The organism is Calditrichota bacterium, from assembly GCA_013152715.1.
Taxonomy (GTDB): Bacteria; Zhuqueibacterota; Zhuqueibacteria; order Thermofontimicrobiales; family Thermofontimicrobiaceae; genus 4484-87.
In genome coordinates, this window is record JAADFU010000034.1 from 1 (window position 1) to 19365 (window position 19365).

Genomic DNA, 19365 nt, shown 5'->3' on the forward strand with positions numbered 1-19365 from the left:
GCTTATTCATTTTTCACCAGAAACGAACCGTTTTTGATAATTTGCTTGTTGTAACGCAATCTTTCGCCATTAGCAGTCACCGTTCCGCCGGCAGCTTCGACAATCGCCTGTCCGGCGCCGGTATCCCATTCCCATGTCGGGCCATGACGGTAGTAAATATGCGCTTTCCCTTCGGCGACCATACAGAATTTCAGAGAACTGCCCTTGTTAATTGTGTCCACGATATTCCACTGGCGCAAAACTTTTTCTTCATCTTCGGAAGAATGGGAACGGCTTTTCACCGCAATAACGCCATCGGCAGAACCATCAGCAACATGAATGGGACTGGCTTTTTCGCCGAGTAGCTGTTTATAGCAGCCCTTGCCGGCTTCTCCGAAATACAATGTATTCAACACCGGCGCGAAAATTACTCCCAGCACCGGATAATTGTTACGAATGAGCGCGATATTTACGGTAAACTCGCCGTTTCGTTTGATGAATTCTTTGGTGCCGTCAAGAGGATCAACCAGCCAGAAAATCTCCCAATTTTTGCGTTGCTCATCAGGAATTTCTTTTCCCTCTTCGGACATCAGCGGAATTTCCGGATATTTTTCCTGAAGACGGGCTTTGATGATTTCGTGAGAAGCGCTGTCAGCGCGCGTCAAAGGTGAATTATCATCTTTGATCTCAACGTTAAAATCGCCGGATTGGTAAACTTCCATGATTGCGTTGCCCGCTTCCAGCGACATGTCGATGATGTCTTTGATGTCAATATTCACAGTTGTCCTCCCCTGTTGTATTGCCACAATTTTTCATTACAATTAAATTTATCAGCGTCAATCATTTTTAATACCAATGACCAGTTAAATTTTACGATCAACTATTTTTATTGAAATTAGGTTGTAGGGGACGCATATATGCTTCCCCTACATTGTTTTTAAACGTAATATTTACAAGAATATTTTCTAGCTGATCATTCATATTTTTAATTGATAACACCATGCATCAGTTTGGTGACAAAATAGCTTAACAGAAAAAATTGAGGATTTTAACCTTTAACTCTTTTTTAGAGTAAGCACATTAATAAAATTATTTTGTCTTTTATTTTTGAAATAAGTATATCTGGTTTAATTAGCGTGTTCCATCATCTCATCGTTCAGAATTTTCACATCACGAAAGTCGATGTCGACGGAAATGGCTTGCATGATAGAATCGATGCGCAAAACAAGCCGATGCTTGTTTTTGACCTGAACCAGCGTGCCCTGAATTCCCTTAAGCGATCCCTGAATGACTTCCACGCGCTGGCCTGGCGTCAAATAATCTATTTTCTCCACATCGCCGGGATGTTCTTCCAGCGCGCGTTTGATTGCCTCAAACTGAGAATCCGGAATCGTCGCCGGGATTCCATTGAAAGAAACAATGCGCACCACGCCGTCGGTCTGTAAAACATCCAGCCTGTTTTTGAGGGCGATACGCACAAAAATGTAGCAGCTAAACAATGGTTCATCGACAAGCTTGTAGCGGTCGCTCCATTTTCGGTATTTTTTCTGCAGCGGCAAGTAAACATTGATTTTTTTATTTGTCAGCCGCTCAAAAACTTTTTTTTCATGTCGCGCTTTTGTGGAGATTGCGTACCAATGAGGGATTTGGTTCAACTCGCCAAAGATGGAATGCGATAAAAATTGAGGCATAATGATTATTATCCTTATTGCTAAAAAAGATTCCGACGTATGCTTTATGACCAAAATTCACGCGCTGGATTTAAATTAGAATGTTCTAAGCAATAATAGTGCCAGCCAACCGATGAAATCGGTGCGACGTCCCTTCATCTTTTAAAAACCAACCTGCCATTTTTTAAGTAATGAAGCATTTCTCCGGTTTTAGAATATGAGTCCACTCTAACCGGGTATTTGTCAAAACAACGCTGGGACGAGAGCTATTGATGATACAGCTTGCTATTGCCTGGCATTTTTGAAAATAGTCCATTTTTGCAGCAAAATCAAATGTAAAAAGCCCAAACTCTTACCAAGCTTGAGCTTTTTTATGTCAAAAATTTTACTTCAATCATCATTGGGAACAACATCATGAAGGAGCAACTATCTCGAAACTAAAATTCATCCGACTTTCGTGAGCGTCTGCGGGAAGATTTACCGCCGAATTTTTCAATTTCTTTGGAACTGTCGCCAAAGGTTGCTTTTGCCGCGTTGCGAACTCTTTTGGTCAGATCCCAGACAACTTTCAAGCTTTCGTTGCGAACCTTGACTGCCTGACTCCGCTCAATTTTCAATCGCTCTGCCAGTTCAACCTTTTTGGTTGCGTCCGCCAATTGTTTCTCAAATTCATTGATCGACATATTGGGAACGTTAATTTGCTCCTTTAAATCTTTCCACCCTTTCAGCGCTTTCTCCGCTTGATTCAATGTGTTCCGCGGAAAACTTAAACTTGCACTTTTCATCATACCACCTTACGAGTTGTTAATAAACTAGTTGAATTAACTGAAAAAAAACTTGTTTGTTTGTAGTTGTTAAACTTAAGTTGCTAAATCAAATTCTATTCTATCTTTTATTAGTGCTAAATTTAAGAAATTTTATTTTCAAAGTCAACAATTATTTCGTAAACTTAACCACTTTACCTATCAATTAATAATTAATCGCTTGCTATTTTCATTTTCAAGAAAACAAAAAAATTGTATTTCATCAATTTTTCATTTGTGGCGCACAGCTAACATTAAAAATATTTTTTCAAGACCGAGATTCAATTTTAATTGTAATCAATAAAAAAGCAATTCTGAACTCATTTCATTAATAATCTTTTTTGAGCATGTTTTTTTTCTTCTGTTTTTGTTCTTTGCCATAGTAATTGTAATGATAATAGTAATAGTATCCGTAGCCATGAAAACCGTTCACATGAATTCCATTCAGCACAGCGCCCAGCAGCCGGTTAGGTATTTTTTGCAGAATGCCGTAGCACCTTTTAACCGCCTCGCGATTCGTCTGCCCTTCTTTAATAACAACGACAACGCCGTCAACTTCCGAGCTCAAAATAACGGCGTCGGTCACTGCCAACACTGGCGGACTGTCAAACAACACGACATCGAAGCGATTTTTTAATTCAGCAATACAATTTTTCATAGCGACTGAACCGAGCAACTCAGACGGATTCGGCGGAAGCGTGCCGCTGGGCATAATATTGAGATTGTCAACGTCAGACTCGAATATTGCCTCATCCAATGAAATTTTTCCGATGAGAAAATTTGATAACCCGCGCGAACGATCTAAATCAAAAATAGAATGAATCACCGGCCGGCGCAGATCACTGTCCACCAACAGCACCCGCGAGCCTAATTGAGCAATCGCAATGGCTAAATTGACGACCGTCGTCGATTTTCCTTCTTTGGGTTCGGCAGAAGTAAAAACTATAGTTTTCAGAGGTTTGTCGGCGCGGGAGAACTGGATGCTTGTACGCAGCGATCGATACGCCTCGGCAATGGGCGATTTCGGTGCGAAATGGGTAATGAGCCTGCCGGCGATGACGCGTGCTTCAGAGAAATTTCCGTTCCTCGTAAATCCATTGTCTCCATTTTGATTTACTTTGCGCATCGCTTCATCCAGTTGAATGACCGGGATTGTGCCCAAAATTGACAAACCCATCCGTTCAATTTCGTCGGGAGATTTGACCGAATTATCAAAATATTCCAGCAAAAAAGTGATGCCGAAGCCCAGACCGAGACCAACGATGATACCCAGAATCAGATTCATCTTCTTTTTTGGCGAAATGGGAATGTAATTTGCTCTCGCCGGATCAATAATGCGCACGTTTCCGAGCTGGCCCACTTCAGTAATTCTGCTTTCCTCGTATTTCTCCTTCATCATCAGCGTTATCTTTTCGTCCAGCTTTGCCGCCCGCTCCAGACGCGCTAATTCCAGAGAGCGTTGCGGCACTTTCTCCAGGTCTGCATTATAGTCGTCAACAATGGATTTCAATGTTTTTATCTTGGGCAGCAATGATTGAATAGTCGCCTCAATTTCTAATTTTCTTTGCAACAAGTTTTGTGACATGGCTAACGGATCGACGGTTTCCACGCTGGCCAGTTGTGTGATTTCGGATTTATATTTTTCCCGGATCACCTTTTCCTGCTCGTCAAATTGCCGCAATTTACTGTCAGGATTGGCAGGATCGTACACGCCTTCGTCCATGAGCGCGGCGATGTATTTTGCTCTTTTCGTCTGCAACTCTGCCATCTGTTGGCTCAACTCGTCCAGCAACGGCGCCTTCAAAATATTGTCCATATTGATGTACTGTCTGTTTTGTTCCAGTTGCTTATCAATATAAGCCAGACGTTCTTTATTGGAATTGAGCTCTATCTCGACGCCGTGAAACATGGATTCAAATTCAGCTAATTTTGTCACCATCTCTTCGACTTCCTTGGGCAGCGCGATCACTTTTTTCTTTTCCTGGTAGTCTTTCAACGCCTGTTCTGACTTGTGCAGTTGCGCCTGAAACATATTGAGCTGATTCTGCAGGAAATCCTTTACCTTGCGCACTTCTTCGCGGCTCTCAGACTGGTTTTGCTCCTGATAAACACGAGCGACAGTGTTCGCCAAAAATGCCGCTTCTTCCGGCGATTCGGCAGTCAAACTAATGTCTATCATGTCCGTGTTACGCACCGGTTCGATGACGATTCTGCCCTGCAAACTGCTCACAATTCTTTGATGTTTCAAATTTTCAGAATCCGCTGTTGGCAGCGTATTTTTGTTATTTTCAGAAAACAATGCGGAGAGAAAGGATTTTATCGCTCTAAAAAAACCAAAACCCTTGCTTTTTTTAGGCGAGGCATTGCCCAGAATAATTAGCTGATCCGCTTTGTCCGAATTGTAAAGCTCTTGGACAACGTTTTCCGCTAAGATGCGGCTCTTCAAAATTTCCACCTCGTTGTTGATTTTTTTCTCTTTTTCCATATAATCAACAACATTAAACAAAGTTTTCTGGACTCCGCCATTGTCCTTGACCATCACTTTGACCGTTGAACGATAAATCGGCGTCGCCGTGAATGTGTAGTAGCTGACGAAAAAAAGCACTGTGACAAAGGATATGAGAATTATCCATCGGCCACGATAAATGATGCGGATGTAATCTTGAATCGAGAGCTGGCGCTCTCCGCTAAAATCCATTTTTTCCATTACAAAAAACTCCCCGATTTTTTTCCCAGGTCCCGGCGCAATAAGTGTTCAAGCTCGTCATTTCATTAGCCAAAAATATACTGACAATAATAATGCGCAAAGTGAAATTTTTCAGTGATACAAGACACATTATTTGATGACACATTTCAATTTTCGTTTCGTGCGCCGGGAATTAAAATAAATATTATCGTGACTATTCAGCTTGTAAGCTGCTGCAGCCGCTATTTACTTTTTGGTCTGGATTATAACACCATGCTGAAGCATGATGCTCGTTCAAAAAAGCGATTGTACTGGTAAGTAGCGGCTTTCGGAATACCCATAGTTACAGATTATCTATTTTAATCACATGGTTTTATTATCGTTAACAACTCAACACATCTTTTCTTCTTAATTTTCAAATAGTTGATGCATTTGTTGAAAATTCTTAATTTTGCGTTTAATAGATAAATTATTCAGAAAAATGATAGTGAATTGGTCAAAAATCACAATATTTGGTTAGTGAATTAATTAATACAAAAATAATGCCATAAAAAATCAGCGGGCAATAAAGCAAAAATCTTCCTCGTTAATGTGACAAAGGCGAGCCTAAACCCGCCTGTTCATTAGTGACAAATGCCAATTTATCCCTAGCGCATGTCAATAACTTCCACCGAATCGGGGGGAGAATAGTGAAAAAAATCTTTCGCAAATGGCGTATCAAACTCAATCCCCTTCAAATGATAAGTACTCGTATTTTTATTCAGGTCGATCTGTTCAATTTGGCGCACGATTGGATCTTTTTTACCGACCCAAAGAATAACCTTCTGAATGAACTGATCGCCGCTATTAGCAGTCAGTTCCAACCGCTGGCACGCAATTCCATCCGCCCTTTCCTCTCCGATATAAGTGGCGCGATATTTGTCCAGAAACCTCAGCATGACGTCCCCGGGCAGAGTAATGTCCTCTGCTTTTTGCACGTTGTCGATTAACGCCTGGTTAGTATTTTTCGAATAAGTCCAGACAGTTTTTCCGTCAGAAACGATGAGTTGATTTTCAGTTTGGATTTTAAATTTGTCTTTTCCTTCCAACCAGATTGTACCGCGTTGTACCGCTGTATTATCAGTTAACACCCAATAGTAAGTTTGCTCAAAATCCGCCTTAAAAGTTTTGCTATTTTTGTATTTTGCTAAAATCTGTTTGACAATTTTATCCGCTTTCACGTCCGCTCTCAGCGCCGTAAAGTTCACTACAAAAAAAACTGTCATCAGTAAACCCCAAAGGATTCTTTTCATTTTGTTACCCTCGTTTTTCATTATATCTTCAATTTGATAAATTCTGCGCTAATCCAGCGATGTCCGCACCGGTAACAATTATTTTTTACATCAACCCATTCTCTATCAAGTAATCTTCATCAACTAGGACTTCCCGCGCTTTACTTCCGTCAAACGGCCCCACAAAGCCGGCGTCTTCCATTTGGTCAATGATGCGCGCGGCTCTGGCGTAACCGACTTTCAATCTTCTCTGCAACAAAGAAACCGACCCTTGCTGATGCCGCACCACCAGTTTCAGCGCTTCATTGAATAAATCATCGCGATCGTTTCTGCCAAAGCGCTCGGATCGCGACGCGGTGACTTCATCCTCAGCCGGCAAAACAAATTTCGGTTCCTGAATCGGCTGCGTGCGAATGTGCTTGATAATTCGTTTGACTTCCTCGTGCGAAATAAAAGCGGCGTGAACGCGAACAGGTTCCGGACTTGCCGGCGGCAAAAATAACATATCGCCTTTACCAAGCAACTTTTCAGCGCCGTTCATGTCCAAAATCGTGCGCGAGTCCGTTTTCGATGCTACCTGGAAAGCGATCCGCGCCGGAAAATTCGCCTTGATGACGCCGGTAATCACATCCACCGAAGGTCGCTGAGTCGCAACAATAAGATGAATGCCTACTGCGCGCGACATCTGTGTCAAGCGTGCGATTGGTTCCTCCACATCACGCGCCGCAGTCAACATCAAATCCGCAAGCTCGTCCACGATGAGAACGAGATATTTCAAGGGTTTAAACAGCTCTTTTTCCGACTCTGTTTCAAATTTTGCTCCGTGCAACCATTTATTGTAATCGGTTATATGTCTCACGCCTGCCTTTGCCAAAAGTTCATAGCGCCGCTCCATCTCAAGCTCCAAACTCCGCAGTACAGGCACGGCGTTGGACGGATTGGTGACAACTTCCTCGCCCACATCCGGCCGGTAGGCTAAATGATGATACTTCAGCGCCGAATAGACGCTCAGCTCCAATCGCTTGGGATCAATCATCACTAATTGCACCTGATCTGGCGTGGCTTTGTACAAAATGCTGGCGATAATACTGTTCAAACAGACGCTTTTTCCCGAACCGGTCGCTCCGGCGATGAGTAAATGCGGCATTGTCGATAAATCATCCACATAAATATCGCCGGCGATAGTTTTCCCCAGCGCCAACGTCAATGGCGACTCGCTAGAACGGAAACGCGCCGAATCGATGATCGAACGCAAATAAACTGTGGACGGCTTGCGGTTGGGAATTTCGATGCCAATCGCCGCTTTCCCGGGTATGGGAGCGACAACGCGAATTCGCTTCGCCCGCATCACTAAAGCCAAATCGTCGGATAAACTGGTGAATCTGGATATTTTCACACCAGGCGCCGGTTCGATCTCATAGCGCGTGATGACAGGCCCGGGATTTATCTCCACTACTTTTCCCTGAATGCCAAAATCCGCCAGGCGCTCCTCTAACGTCTTCGCGCTATTCATCAAATCATCCCAGGAAACTTCCTCCCCATTCTCGGGAGGCGCATCCAACAAATCGGGAGACGGAAGCGTGTATTTGCGAGGCGTGCCGCGCAACGCTTCTGGCCCTGCTATTTTCGCAATCGGCCCTATTTCCCGCGGAGAAGCAGCGGGCGGTTCAGGAAGTTTCTCACGAGGCGGTGCTTTCGCTTCAATATCGCTAATTTGCGGCGCCGGTTCTCGCGGTTCGTCCGAAGGAATTTTGATTGCCGGAAAATCCTTCCGTTTATTAGATCCTTTCTTTCTCTGAAAAATTTCTCGCCATCCAGGAATCGGGCGCTTGGGTTTGAACATTTTTCTATCATATCTTCGTGTAACAAAAGCGACTCCCATCTTGAGCCAGCGCTCCAATTTACCGACGATGACATCTAACTTGAATTCAAATGCAAAAACGGTTGTAATGATTACGATTGCCGGAAAAATTACCAGACTGCCCACCATTCCGACAATGCGAAAAAACACACGCGCCAGCGATCCGCCAATCAACCCCCAGCGCGCATCCATTAGATTAAATGGGATGAAACCCAAACCCTGAACTTTTAAGGAATTGGAAATGATTGATGAAAGCGCATATCCCATTGAAAATAATAAAGCATAAGCCAAACCAAAAAGCGTCACTTTTTTCAAAAAAACGATGCGATTCGGCAGAGCAAAATTAAAGCCCCACAAGAAAATCAGTAATGGAAAAATAAAACTGGCATAACCGATAGTTTTTTCAAATAAAAATTTAGAGACCCAACCACCGGCGAAACCCATGCGGTGCTCCATCGTTTCAGCGGACACATTCCCATCTTTTGCCTGACTAAAAAATAGCAAACTCAAAAAGATGAAAATGCTCAAAGATATGAGTAAAATTCCGATACCGATCATTTTTTTCCGCGTGCTCATGTCTGGGCATCCCCGTTAAGTTGAATTTCTTTTGGTTTGTTTAACAGACGAATCGCGCCGTTTTTCCAGCCTGGAACAATTTGGTAGGCGTCAACTTGAGCGGCGAAATCAAGATCCGCTCCCCGGCCTATCTCGATCAACCGCTTGCCATGATTTGTTTCGGCAAGCATGTGGCTAATTTTTTTGTCATAGGATTGATACAGTCTGTAGGCGGCGATGGCGCCGTCATTCATCTGAAATTTTTCGCGCGTTTCAGCCACTATTTTTGAAATCGTCATTCCGCCGCAAACCACATCTTCCAAGCCGAATTCTCCATATTTGCCAGCGCACAAAAATACGACATCGTTTCCCTTCTTCTGCAAATAGCGCGCCACAGCGCTCACATTGAGAAACGAACACACAATCGTTTCTGTCGGAATTTCTGCCAGCGCAAATAATTGGGAACCGTTGGTAGTCGTCATCACAATCGTTTTATTTTTTACCGCATCCGTCGTATATTCCAATGGCGAGTTGGAAAGATCAAACCCCGGCAGCGCCTGTTCGTTTCTCTCGCCGCCCAACAGCACTTCGTTTGCGCGATAATTTTTCGCCTGTTGCAGCGCTTGTTCGACTTCCGCCACAGGAATAATTTCGCTGCATCCGTTGGCAAACGCCGTCACCATGGTCGTTGTCGCGCGCAGCACATCGACCACGACGGCTATCTGGCGTTCATTTAATTTGTCAGACGAAAGCTCCGCCCGGTTCACAAAAAGATCAATTCTCACAAGCGTCCGGCTCTTTCATGTGTTTTCCCGTTGTAAAAATCACTAATTTTCGCGGCGTTTGTTTTTATATTTTTAAAATAATAATTTACAACGTCTGAATCAAGTGGAAAATGAATTTTAGCATTTTTTTTCTTTCACGAGAAAAATTTTTAGCTTTTAAAAAATACAAAAAGGCAGCGACGTTTTTGAATTACAAATTTCAAAATGCATCCCTGCCTCAAATTTTAATTTGAAAGAAATTACTCGGCATTAGTAATCGCGCTCATAAAAAGGCGGCTTCACAATTTTCATCGGCATCCTTCTGCCGCGAATATCCACCATCAACTCAGTCCCGATTTTCGCCAGGTCTTTCGTAACATAGCCCAGCCCAATCGGTTTTCGCAGCATTGGCGAAAACATACCGCTGGTGACAACGCCGACTTCTTCCTCTTTCTGATTGAGAATTTTGTACTCATGGCGCGGGATGGCCTTTCCCAGCAATTCAAAAGCGATCAGTTTCCTTATGACGCCATTCGCTTTTATTTGTTGCAGTGCGTCTTTGGCGACAAAATCTTCCGCCACATCTAATTTTGTTATCCAGCCCAAACCCGCTTCCAGGGGATTTGTCGTCTGATCGATGTCATTGCCGTAAAGACAATATTTGACTTCCATGCGCAGCGTATCTCTGGCGCCCAGTCCGACGGGTTCGATGTCGTAAGGTTTGCCCGCTTCCATCAATTTATTCCAGACATCGACCGCGCTCTCGTTGGCGACCATGACTTCGAATCCGTCCTCCCCGGTGTAACCAGTTCTGGCGATCATCGCCGCGGCGTCGGCAACGGCGCCTTCTGCGAGCCAATAATTTTTGATGTCGCCCAGATTCACTGCGGTCAATTTTTTCAGCGCATCTTTGGCGTTCCTTCCCTGAATAGCAATGAGGGAAAATTCATCGCTGCGATCTTCAAATTTGACGCCATTCCACAAATGCTGTAAAATCCACTGTTTGTCTTTTTCAATATTAGCGGCATTCACCACCATCAAAAATTTTTCCGGGAAGCGATAAATAATCAAATCGTCCACAATGCCGCCGTTGTCGTAACACATGGCATTATATTGCGCCTGATAAACAGCAAGCGATTTAACATCATTAATGGTCAGATATTGTAAAAAATCTTCCGCTTTGTCTCCGGAAAATTCAAATTGTCCCATGTGAGACACATCGAACATGCCTACGGTTTTGCGAACGCGAATATGTTCTTCATTAATTCCGCGGTATTGAATGGGCATCAGATAGCCGGCAAATTCGACAATTTTTGCGCCGAGTTTTTCATGAACTTCGTAGAGCGCTGTCTTTCTCATTGGCCTATCTTCCTCAAAATTCGACTCAATAATTTCATTCCGTTATTTTTTTAATGATTTGACCGCTTGATCAATTCGATCCAGAGCTTTCTCAATATTTTCAACTGAATTCGCGTAAGAAAACCGCAGATAACCCTCGCCGTATTTCCCGAACGCCGTGCCGCTCAACGCAGCGACGCCAAATTTTTCCAATAGAAGATTTGCAAACTCTTTGCCGTCAACGCCTAATTCTTTGATGTTTGGAAAAACGTAAAATGCGCCGTGAGGTCTGAGACAACTGATACCGGATATTTGATTCAGTCCGTCGACAATGGCATCGCGGCGTTTCTTGAATTCAGCAACCATGTGCTCAACTTCAGCCTGCGGCCCTACCACCGCTTCCAACGCTCCGTATTGTGAAAAAGTCGCCGTACAGGAATTGCTGTTAATTTGCAGTTGCGTCACTTTTTCCGCCAAATCAGCAGGCATGGCGCCGTAGCCCAGACGCCAGCCGGTCATGGCATAAGTTTTGGAAAAACCGTCCAAAATGGTCGTCCGTTCCTGCATTCCGGGAATGGAAGCAATGGACTGGTGCTGTCCTTCGTAAATGATGTTGATGTAAATTTCATCGGATAAAATGTAAATATCTTTTTCCATTGCGACTTTAGCGACCGCCTCAAGGTCTTCCCTGGTCAAAATTCCACCGGTCGGATTCTGCGGACTATTCAGAATAATCAATTTCGTCTTATCAGTGATCAGAGACATAAACTCGTCCACGTCAAAGCTAAACTCCTTTTCTTCGCGAAGCGGATAGGGAACCGATTTTGCGCCGACAAAATCAATCACCGATTCATAAATCGGAAAACCGGGATTCGGATACATTACTTCGTCGCCTTCGTTCACCAGCGCTAAAATAGTAAAAAACATGATTGGTTTTCCGCCGGGAGTTACCACAATCTGATCCGGAGTAATTTTAATATTTCTTCTTTTGCTCATATCTTCGGCAAGCGCATCGCGAAGCGCAGGCAATCCCTGTGCCGGGCCGTAATGCGTCTGACCTTCATTCAGCGCTTTTATTGCCGCATCTATGATATTTCTCGGCGTGTCAAAATCAGGTTCGCCAATTTCCAGATGAATCACTTCTTTCCCCTGCGCTTCCAAAGCTTTCGCTTTCGCCAAAACCTCGAAAGCAGTTTCAGTACCCAATCGAGCCATTCTGTCGGCTAACTTCACCATAGCGACTCCCCTTCGTTTTCTTCAAATAAAATTTTATTATGAATTTATCCTGTTTTGTAATTAAAAATTAGCAAAAACAGAGCAAATGCCTCTTTTTATTATAAATCAAGATAACAAAAAAAATATTTTTTGTCAAGTGTTTTTCTGCTTTAAATAAAAAAAGCCAGCGCCCAAAAGGGACCGGCTTTCAATTTTCATTTGCTTATCGCAGCCTTCCGATATCGTTTATGATTACAAAAATCATGAACGCAATCAAAATTACCATTCCCACCTGCTGGATCACCAGCTTCGTCTTGGTGGGAATAGGCCGTCGAATTATCGCCTCAATCAACAAAAAGAAAAGATGACCGCCATCCAGCGCCGGGATCGGCAATAAATTGATCAAGCCCAAATTCAAACTAATGAACGCCAGAAAAATGATAAAATTTGACTCGCCCTGCGCGGCGCTGTCCCGCGCCATTTTAGCAATCATAATTGGGCCGCCAAAGGCATCTTTGAACGACTTCTCGCCTTTGATCACCAATTTGACGTATTGATAAGTCAATCTGGTGATAAACCAACAATAGCTGAAACCATGACCCACAGACTGAAGCACTCCGAAATGTTTTTCTTTCACCGGATAACTGATGCCGATCAATCCCATTTTTTGCCCTTGTTGCTCCTTCAATTCGGGAGTGATTTCAGCGGAAAATTGCCGTCCGTCGCGCTCCCAGACAATTGAAAGGGGCTCTTGTGGATGCTTGTGCACGATTTCCGTCAATTGCGTCCAGGTTTTAATCGGCTGATTCTCAATGGAAACGATTCGGTCTCCGCTCTGCAAGCCTGCTCCCTGCGCCGGAGATCCTTCAATCAAACCTCCCACCACCGGAGGCAGCGAAAAAACAAGGCTATCCATCCACATCGCGGGAAAAGTTTGCGTAATGAGTTGCGTGTCGCGTTTGGCGGTGATAGTTATTTCCGCATCCTCGGCCGCAAACTCCTGGAAATTTCCAATATCTTTGACAGATTTGCCGTTAATTGTTTCGATCTGATCGCCGGCAGCCAACCCTGTCATCTGGGCTACTTGTTCTGAACGCATTTCGTCAACCACCAAACCGACCGGCTCTTTCACACCGACAAAATAGGCAACAGCGGCAAAGAGCGCTACTGCCAGCAAAATATTCATCATCGGTCCCGCGGAAATAACCAGAAAGCGCTGAAAAGCCGATTTCGACATGAATTCGTCCGGCGCGCCGGTGATCGACGAATCGTCCAAACTTTCGTCGATCATGCCCGCCATTTTCACGTATCCGCCCAACGGAATCCACGACAGGCAATAATCGGTATCGCCAATCTTCTTGCCAATCATCCGCGGAGGAAATCCCAGTGAAAATCGCTCCACGCGAATACCAACCAATTTTGCTAATAAAAAATGGCCTAATTCATGAATAAAAATTAAAACGCCTAAAACAAAAATCAATCTTAATGCCGCTTCTAACATCGAATTCTCCAATAAATAGTAAACTACAGAAAACCAACTCCCAAATTGAAAAAACTCAAATCAAATGTTTCTCTCATGTTGACAATTCGGAATTTGATCATTGAAAATTATTTCCGATTTAGCACATATTTTTTAAAAACTCACCGGCAAAATCTCTTCCCGATCAATTGCCTCATTCACAAAATTTCTCGCCCACAAGTCGGCAGCCAAAATATCTTCCAATGCCGGCTGCAAAATCACCGAATGTTTTTGCAGCGCTCGATCCACATAGCGCGCAATATCCAGGAACGGGATCCGTTTTCGGAGAAAGTTTTGTACCGCTACTTCATTAGCGGCATTGAGCGCCGCCGGCGCCGTACCGCCTTCCTGTATTGCCTGATACGCCAACCGCAACGCCGGAAATTTGTCAAAATCCGGCTTTTCAAAAGTAAATTGTTTTAACTCCGCAAAATTCACCCGTTCGGCTTTCAACTCCCATCTTTCGGGATAAGTCAATGCGTATTGAATGGGTAGCTTCATGTCCGGCGCGCCCAACTGCGCCTTGACAGAGCCGTCGATAAATTCCACAAACGAGTGAATAATGGACTGAGGATGAATAACCACGTCGATCCGTGAAACAGGAATTTTGAACAACCAATACGCTTCGATGACTTCCAGCCCTTTGTTCATGAGCGTGGCGGAGTCAATAGTAATCTTATGTCCCATTTCCCAGTTCGGATGCTTGAGCGCCTGCTCGATGGTGACCCTTTTTAGCTCATCTTGGGATAATTTGTAAAAAGGACCGCCCGACGCCGTTAAAATCAATCGCCGCACAGATTGAATATTTTCACCCTGCAAACACTGAAAAATCGCGCTGTGCTCGCTGTCCACCGGCAGCAAACGCACGCCTTTTTGCGCGGCGAAACTCGTGACCAATTCGCCCGCCATCACCAGCGTCTCTTTATTGGCAAGGGCAATGTCGATTTTTTTTTCAATTGCCGCCAGCGTGGGAACCAGGCCGATGGCGCCCACGAGCGCATTGATCACTATACTTGCACCCGTAGCGGTTGCAATTTCTTTCAGTCCCTCCGCTCCGGTAAAAACCTTAACGCCCAATTTCCGAATGCGTTCAATCATTTCAATCGGCGAATTCGTGCCGGTAACGCATGCTGCTTTTGGTTTAAATTTGACGCATTGTTCAAAAAGCAAATCCACCCGCTGATGGGTGGAGAGACCAACTATTTCAATTTCATCCTGATAGGCATCAATCACTTCCAGCGCATTACGCCCGATCGATCCGGTAGATCCCAGTATCGCGATTCGTTTCATTTTTGTCCGCGCTAATCCAGAGTGCGAAAAAAGTCCCCGATTACGTCGTAACCGGGGACGAGATAATTATTACCTAAAGCTGACGCCGGCGCCAACATTAAAGCCTTGCACCTTTCCGAAATCATAATCCGCATGGATGTACAGCAGCGGGAAGGGCGAAATTTTCAGGCCAACAATGTAGCGAACGTTTTGATTCGTGTAATTCTTTGTTACTTTGCCGATCGGATCCGGCAGGTTCATATCCACTTCAAATTTATTGTAATCAATCCCCACTGAGCCGTAGGCTTCCAAAATGCCCAAAAAACTTTTGCTCGCAACAACGGCGCCGCTAATAGAGCTGACGTTTCCGAAATCGAAGTCTGCCGGAACCGTGAGATAGTGGTACGCGCCGACAATTGCGACCCGCGGCAATAACATATTTTGCAGCAGACCGTACTTGACGCCGATTCCGATCAGAGTAATATTTCCTTTTTTGTCCCCATCGCCCATGGGATAAGTAAAAAATCGACCGGTCGCTTCAATATTCCCCGGCAATCCCAGACTGGCTTGCAGCACCGGCAGCGGCATCAGCGTCATATCGCGAAAAACGCCGCCGTTCAGATTTTCGTCGTTTGGAAATGGAAGCGGCGGTTTCTGATCATTTTTCACCATCATTGTAATAACTCGCAAACCCACGTCAAATCCGCCGGTTCCGTGAATGTCTGCGGTGTGGTACAAGCCGCCGCCGCTGTAAAAACCGAACAAGTCCAATAACGGCTGAATGACTTCGTCCAAATTGGACTGCGTTTCCATCTGGGCTTCATTTGCTGGTTTTGAGCCATAATTCGGGGGAAGCACCATTTCTTCCAGGTTCAAATCCTGAGCCGAACTGATCACGGCAAAACTCAAAACAAACAGCAAGGCCAAAAAGAGCGTGAATGTGTTACGTTTCATGACGGTTTCCTCCTCATGTTTGGGTAAGTTTTCTTCCTTTTTTCCACCTCTGCCATTTCCCGAGGGGTAAGTTGGCTATCAATAAATCGGATATTGAATTTTTTTTGGAAACCCGCCTGCAACGCCTCCGCTAACGCCTCCCAAGCTACAGGTTTCGATAAAATTTGAGAAATAGTGACAGTCTTTTTGTCTAACTGCTCCCGGAAACTTTCTTCTGTGATCCCAGTTTTCAACTTAACATATTTCGCCAGATTCAAATGGAACGTGCCCGTCAAAATTGAGCCGTGCTGCAAGATCGAATTTTCGTACCTCCGCTGGGCACTGCCAACAAGTTTTTTGCCGCCAAAGGCAATCTCAAATCGCGCCGACGTGGAAAAACAAGGCACGCTCTGCTTGTATTCGGCACTTTTCGCTTCATTATCTTCCCGGCGAACCAGTTCAGCGTCCACGCCGAACGACCGCAATCCCTGCAACAATCCCCGACTGATTTTATTGTAAGTAGTGAAAATATCTTCCGCAAAAAACGGATGCCCTTTGGGAATCACGACGCTGTAGGTCATCTCTTCCGCGTGAAAAACCGCTCTCCCGCCAGTCGGGCGGCGCACTAAATCGATATTATCCCGCGCGCACAACTCCAGATTAAATTCGTTCACATCTTGATGATAACCCAAAGAAATTGCATAAGGTCGCCAGCGATAGAGACGAAAAATCGGTATTTTCGTTTCAGGTACAATTTTCGTCGCTAAAATCTCATCGATGACCATATTGTTGAAGCCATCGCCAAAACCGGTATTCAAAAAACGCCATTCATCCATCGCATTCGCTGAGAAATTACCTGCATCCGTTGAAATACACGCATTCCTTCAAATTATTTTGCTACTGCACACTTTTTATCGAATAATCCCGCGCTCGGAAGATTCAATAAATTCGATAATAGTTTTTACTTCCGCAATGGGATTTTGTTGTTTGTTCAATTCTTGCAAAGCCTGGGACGTGTTCATCCCTGAGCGGTAAATCGTCTTGTACGCTTGGCGAATTGCTTCCATTGCTTCTTTGGAAAAGCCCTTTCGCGACAGACCCACACGATTGATTCCGGCGTACTGCAATGGCGCGCCAGCCGCCAAAACATACGGCGGAACGTCTTTGCTCACCCGCAATCCGCCGCCGACGAAAGAATATCTTCCCACACGGACAAACTGGTGAATCGGCGACATGCCTCCGACTGCTGCATACGGTTCGATGACGACGTGCCCTCCCATATTAATTGCGTTCGCCAAAATAACGTTATCGCCGATATCGCAATCATGTGCTACATGCACATAAGCCATCAACAGACAGTTGCTGCCGATGGAAGTTTTCTTGCGATGTACAGTGCCGCGATTCAAGCTACAAAATTCTCGAATAGTCGTGTTATCGCCGATTTCGAGCGTAGTTTTTTCTCCGGCAAATTTCAAATCCTGGGGGTCGGTACCGAGAACGGCACCTTTGAAAATTCGACATTTTTTTCCGATGCGCACGCCTGAATGAACAAAAACATGCGGACCGATCTCAGTGCCATTCCCGATTATCACATCGCCTTCGATCACAGAAAATGGACCAACAGAAACACCTTCCCCCAATTGCGCTTTTGGATCAATCACTGCCGTCGGATGAATTTGCACCAAACAGCCTCCTTGCGAAATAAAGTTCTTGTCATTAATAGTATTAAAATCGCCTTCTCGTTTTTCTGCTAAAGTCATTCTTACCGCAAAGACGCGAAGAACATAAAGCATATTAATTAGTTTTTTTCCTCTGCGCGCTTTGCGACTCTGCACTGATTTTTTTTGCTGCTGCGCTGCGACCTTATCGATCAACAACCGCCGCCGACAGTTCAGCCTCAACGACCAAATTTTCGCCCACGAAACCTTTGCCCACCATTTTGCAAATGGAGCGCCGATATTTCACCATGTCCAACTCAAATCGCAATTGGTCGCCGGGGATGACCGGCTTGCGAAATTTCACATTGTCAATTCCCGTAAAATACACTAACTTATTGGACGAATCCTCCTCGGCATCCAGCAAAAGAATGCCGCCAACCTGCGCCATCGATTCAATTATCAGCACGCCGGGCATCACCGGATGTCCGGGAAAATGCCCCATGAAAAATGGCTCGTTTGCCGTGACATTTTTAATGCCCACCACGCGTTCTTTAGGCACCAGATCGATAATTTTATCCACCAACAGAAACGGATAACGATGAGGCAAAATTTTGTGAATGGCATTGATGTCCAATACAACGCCTTTGCCCGCCGCTCGTTTTTGATACTTCGAAACAATTTTCTTTTTTTCAAATTCTTTGCGCAGCAACTTGACCAGCTCCACATTTGCCGCATGACCGGAACGCGCAGCCATAATGTGACCGATGAGCGGAGCGCCCAACAAAGCTAAATCCCCGATCAAATCCAGCGCTTTATGGCGCACCGGCTCATTGACAAAACGCAGTTCTTTTCCGTCCAAAATGCCATTTTCTCCCAAAATAACGGATTCGGGAATATTAAACAAAGTTTTCAATCTGCCGAATTCACTTTCGTCAATTTTGCGATCAATGATAACGATAGCATTATCCACATTGCCGCCTTTAATCAAACCTTGTTCCTTTAACATTTCCACTTCGTGCAAAAAACAAAATGTGCGAGCCGGCGCAAAATCTTTGATAAATTCATCCTCCAATGAATACAGCGAAGTGTATTGTGTGCCCAATGCCGGATTTTGATAATCTACCATGAATGTGATTCTAAACTGATCCGACGGCACAACAACGATATCTATTTTGCGATCATCATCATGATACGCAATTGTTTTCTCGATAACAATGTAATTTTTCGGTGTCGATTGCCTTTCAAAACCCGCCTCCTGCAAAATTTTCACAAACGGCATGGCGCTGCCGTCGCCAACCGGCGGTTCGTTATTCGTCAGTTCGACTAAAATATTGTCAATTTCCAGCCCGGCAATCGCCGCCAAAACATGTTCAACGGTGTGAACATTGACGCCATTTTGCCCGATGGTTGTGCCGCGGGAAATATCCACGACGTGATCAATATCCGCTAAAATCTCCGGACTATTTTCGATGTCCAATCGTTTGAACCGAATGCCGGAATTCTCAGACGCCGGCTTGAATGTAAGAGTCGCTGGATTCCCGGTGTGAAGCCCCACTCCTGAAATAGAGACAGCTTTCTTTATCGTTCGTTGATTTTTAAGCATTAAAACTCCCTTCCTGATGCAACTGGCAACTCATTTTTCTCCCATTAATCAGTTTGATTGAAAACTTACTATTGATAATTAGATAATTTCAGGCAATCAATGCTACTTAGCCAAATTATGAATATCTATACTAATTATGTTGTTTATGCAATTAAACATCCCCCTAAGTCCCCCTTCAAAGGGGGACTTTTCTGGTTCCCCTTGAAAAGGGGCAAGGGGAAATGTTCAGATTCAATCTGAC

The 19365-nt window shown here is 44.5% G+C and carries 15 protein-coding genes; all 15 read right to left on the reverse strand.

Going from position 1 to position 19365, the window contains the following annotated elements; all coding sequences use genetic code 11:
• Positions 1–2: 2 nt before the first annotated feature.
• The 15 genes from cysQ to GXO74_02980 all read right to left on the reverse strand — a co-directional run bounded on the left by cysQ (position 3) and on the right by GXO74_02980 (position 19124).
• Entirely contained in the window at positions 3–728 is a 726-nt protein-coding gene (gene cysQ / locus GXO74_02910; GenBank protein ID NOZ60609.1) for a 3'(2'),5'-bisphosphate nucleotidase CysQ, read from the reverse strand.
• Positions 729–1106: 378 nt separating this feature from the next.
• The gene (locus GXO74_02915; protein ID NOZ60610.1) at positions 1107–1670 is read right to left on the reverse strand and encodes a UpxY family transcription antiterminator; all 564 of its coding nucleotides are present in this window, start codon (positions 1668–1670) and stop codon (positions 1107–1109) included.
• 416 nt (positions 1671–2086) lie between these two features.
• On the reverse strand, positions 2087–2437 hold the full coding sequence (locus GXO74_02920; GenBank protein NOZ60611.1) for a hypothetical protein: 351 nt from the start codon (positions 2435–2437) through the stop codon (positions 2087–2089).
• A 343-nt stretch (positions 2438–2780) separates the two neighbouring features.
• Positions 2781–5159, reverse strand: a complete 2379-nt coding sequence (locus tag GXO74_02925; protein ID NOZ60612.1) for a polysaccharide biosynthesis tyrosine autokinase — start codon at positions 5157–5159, stop codon at positions 2781–2783.
• A 626-nt stretch (positions 5160–5785) separates the two neighbouring features.
• Complete coding sequence (locus GXO74_02930; protein NOZ60613.1) at positions 5786–6430, reverse strand: outer membrane lipoprotein carrier protein LolA; 645 nt, start codon at positions 6428–6430, stop codon at positions 5786–5788.
• A gap of 85 nt (positions 6431–6515) precedes the next feature.
• On the reverse strand, positions 6516–8846 hold the full coding sequence (locus GXO74_02935; protein ID NOZ60614.1) for a DNA translocase FtsK: 2331 nt from the start codon (positions 8844–8846) through the stop codon (positions 6516–6518).
• A complete protein-coding gene (locus GXO74_02940) occupies positions 8843–9610 on the reverse strand; it encodes a 2-phosphosulfolactate phosphatase (protein ID NOZ60615.1) in 768 nt (255 codons plus the stop codon). The genes GXO74_02935 and GXO74_02940 overlap by 4 nt, the downstream gene beginning before the upstream one ends.
• 249 nt (positions 9611–9859) lie before the next feature.
• The gene (gcvT, locus tag GXO74_02945; protein ID NOZ60616.1) at positions 9860–10948 is read right to left on the reverse strand and encodes a glycine cleavage system aminomethyltransferase GcvT; all 1089 of its coding nucleotides are present in this window, start codon (positions 10946–10948) and stop codon (positions 9860–9862) included.
• A gap of 42 nt (positions 10949–10990) precedes the next feature.
• Positions 10991–12163: a pyridoxal phosphate-dependent aminotransferase gene (locus GXO74_02950; protein ID NOZ60617.1), complete on the reverse strand. Its 1173-nt coding sequence runs from the start codon at positions 12161–12163 to the stop codon at positions 10991–10993.
• A 202-nt stretch (positions 12164–12365) separates the two neighbouring features.
• Positions 12366–13643: an RIP metalloprotease RseP gene (gene rseP / locus GXO74_02955; GenBank protein ID NOZ60618.1), complete on the reverse strand. Its 1278-nt coding sequence runs from the start codon at positions 13641–13643 to the stop codon at positions 12366–12368.
• Positions 13644–13775: 132 nt separating this feature from the next.
• Positions 13776–14951: a 1-deoxy-D-xylulose-5-phosphate reductoisomerase gene (locus tag GXO74_02960; protein NOZ60619.1), complete on the reverse strand. Its 1176-nt coding sequence runs from the start codon at positions 14949–14951 to the stop codon at positions 13776–13778.
• Between the two features lie 69 nt (positions 14952–15020).
• Positions 15021–15884 (reverse strand): hypothetical protein, encoded by an 864-nt coding sequence (locus GXO74_02965; protein NOZ60620.1) that lies wholly within the window; start codon positions 15882–15884, stop codon positions 15021–15023.
• Positions 15881–16699, reverse strand: coding sequence for a lipoate--protein ligase family protein (locus GXO74_02970; GenBank protein ID NOZ60621.1), 819 nt, complete (start codon positions 16697–16699; stop codon positions 15881–15883). Before GXO74_02970 ends, GXO74_02965 begins: the two co-directional genes overlap by 4 nt.
• 75 nt (positions 16700–16774) lie before the next feature.
• Positions 16775–17623, reverse strand: a complete 849-nt coding sequence (gene lpxA, locus GXO74_02975) for an acyl-ACP--UDP-N-acetylglucosamine O-acyltransferase (GenBank protein ID NOZ60622.1) — start codon at positions 17621–17623, stop codon at positions 16775–16777.
• Positions 17624–17726: 103 nt separating this feature from the next.
• Positions 17727–19124, reverse strand: coding sequence for a bifunctional UDP-3-O-[3-hydroxymyristoyl] N-acetylglucosamine deacetylase/3-hydroxyacyl-ACP dehydratase (locus GXO74_02980; protein NOZ60623.1), 1398 nt, complete (start codon positions 19122–19124; stop codon positions 17727–17729).
• Between the last annotated feature and the right edge of the window lie 241 nt (positions 19125–19365).

Bases quoted from the DNA above. Each gene is read 5' to 3' on its own strand.
- cysQ (NOZ60609.1), bottom strand. From the start codon at position 728: ATGTCGCTGGAAGCGGGCAACGCAATCATGGAAGTTTACCAATCCGGC.
- GXO74_02915 (NOZ60610.1), bottom strand. From the start codon at position 1,670: ATGCCTCAATTTTTATCGCATTCCATCTTTGGCGAGTTGAACCAAATC.
- GXO74_02920 (NOZ60611.1), bottom strand. From the start codon at position 2,437: ATGATGAAAAGTGCAAGTTTAAGTTTTCCGCGGAACACATTGAATCAA.
- GXO74_02925 (NOZ60612.1), bottom strand. From the start codon at position 5,159: ATGGAAAAAATGGATTTTAGCGGAGAGCGCCAGCTCTCGATTCAAGAT.
- GXO74_02930 (NOZ60613.1), bottom strand. From the start codon at position 6,430: ATGAAAAGAATCCTTTGGGGTTTACTGATGACAGTTTTTTTTGTAGTG.
- GXO74_02935 (NOZ60614.1), bottom strand. From the start codon at position 8,846: ATGAGCACGCGGAAAAAAATGATCGGTATCGGAATTTTACTCATATCT.
- gcvT (NOZ60616.1), bottom strand. From the start codon at position 10,948: ATGAGAAAGACAGCGCTCTACGAAGTTCATGAAAAACTCGGCGCAAAA.
- GXO74_02950 (NOZ60617.1), bottom strand. From the start codon at position 12,163: ATGGTGAAGTTAGCCGACAGAATGGCTCGATTGGGTACTGAAACTGCT.
- rseP (NOZ60618.1), bottom strand. From the start codon at position 13,643: ATGTTAGAAGCGGCATTAAGATTGATTTTTGTTTTAGGCGTTTTAATT.
- GXO74_02960 (NOZ60619.1), bottom strand. From the start codon at position 14,951: ATGAAACGAATCGCGATACTGGGATCTACCGGATCGATCGGGCGTAAT.
- GXO74_02965 (NOZ60620.1), bottom strand. From the start codon at position 15,884: ATGAAACGTAACACATTCACGCTCTTTTTGGCCTTGCTGTTTGTTTTG.
- GXO74_02970 (NOZ60621.1), bottom strand. From the start codon at position 16,699: ATGGATGAATGGCGTTTTTTGAATACCGGTTTTGGCGATGGCTTCAAC.
- lpxA (NOZ60622.1), bottom strand. From the start codon at position 17,623: ATGACTTTAGCAGAAAAACGAGAAGGCGATTTTAATACTATTAATGAC.
- GXO74_02980 (NOZ60623.1), bottom strand. From the start codon at position 19,124: ATGCTTAAAAATCAACGAACGATAAAGAAAGCTGTCTCTATTTCAGGA.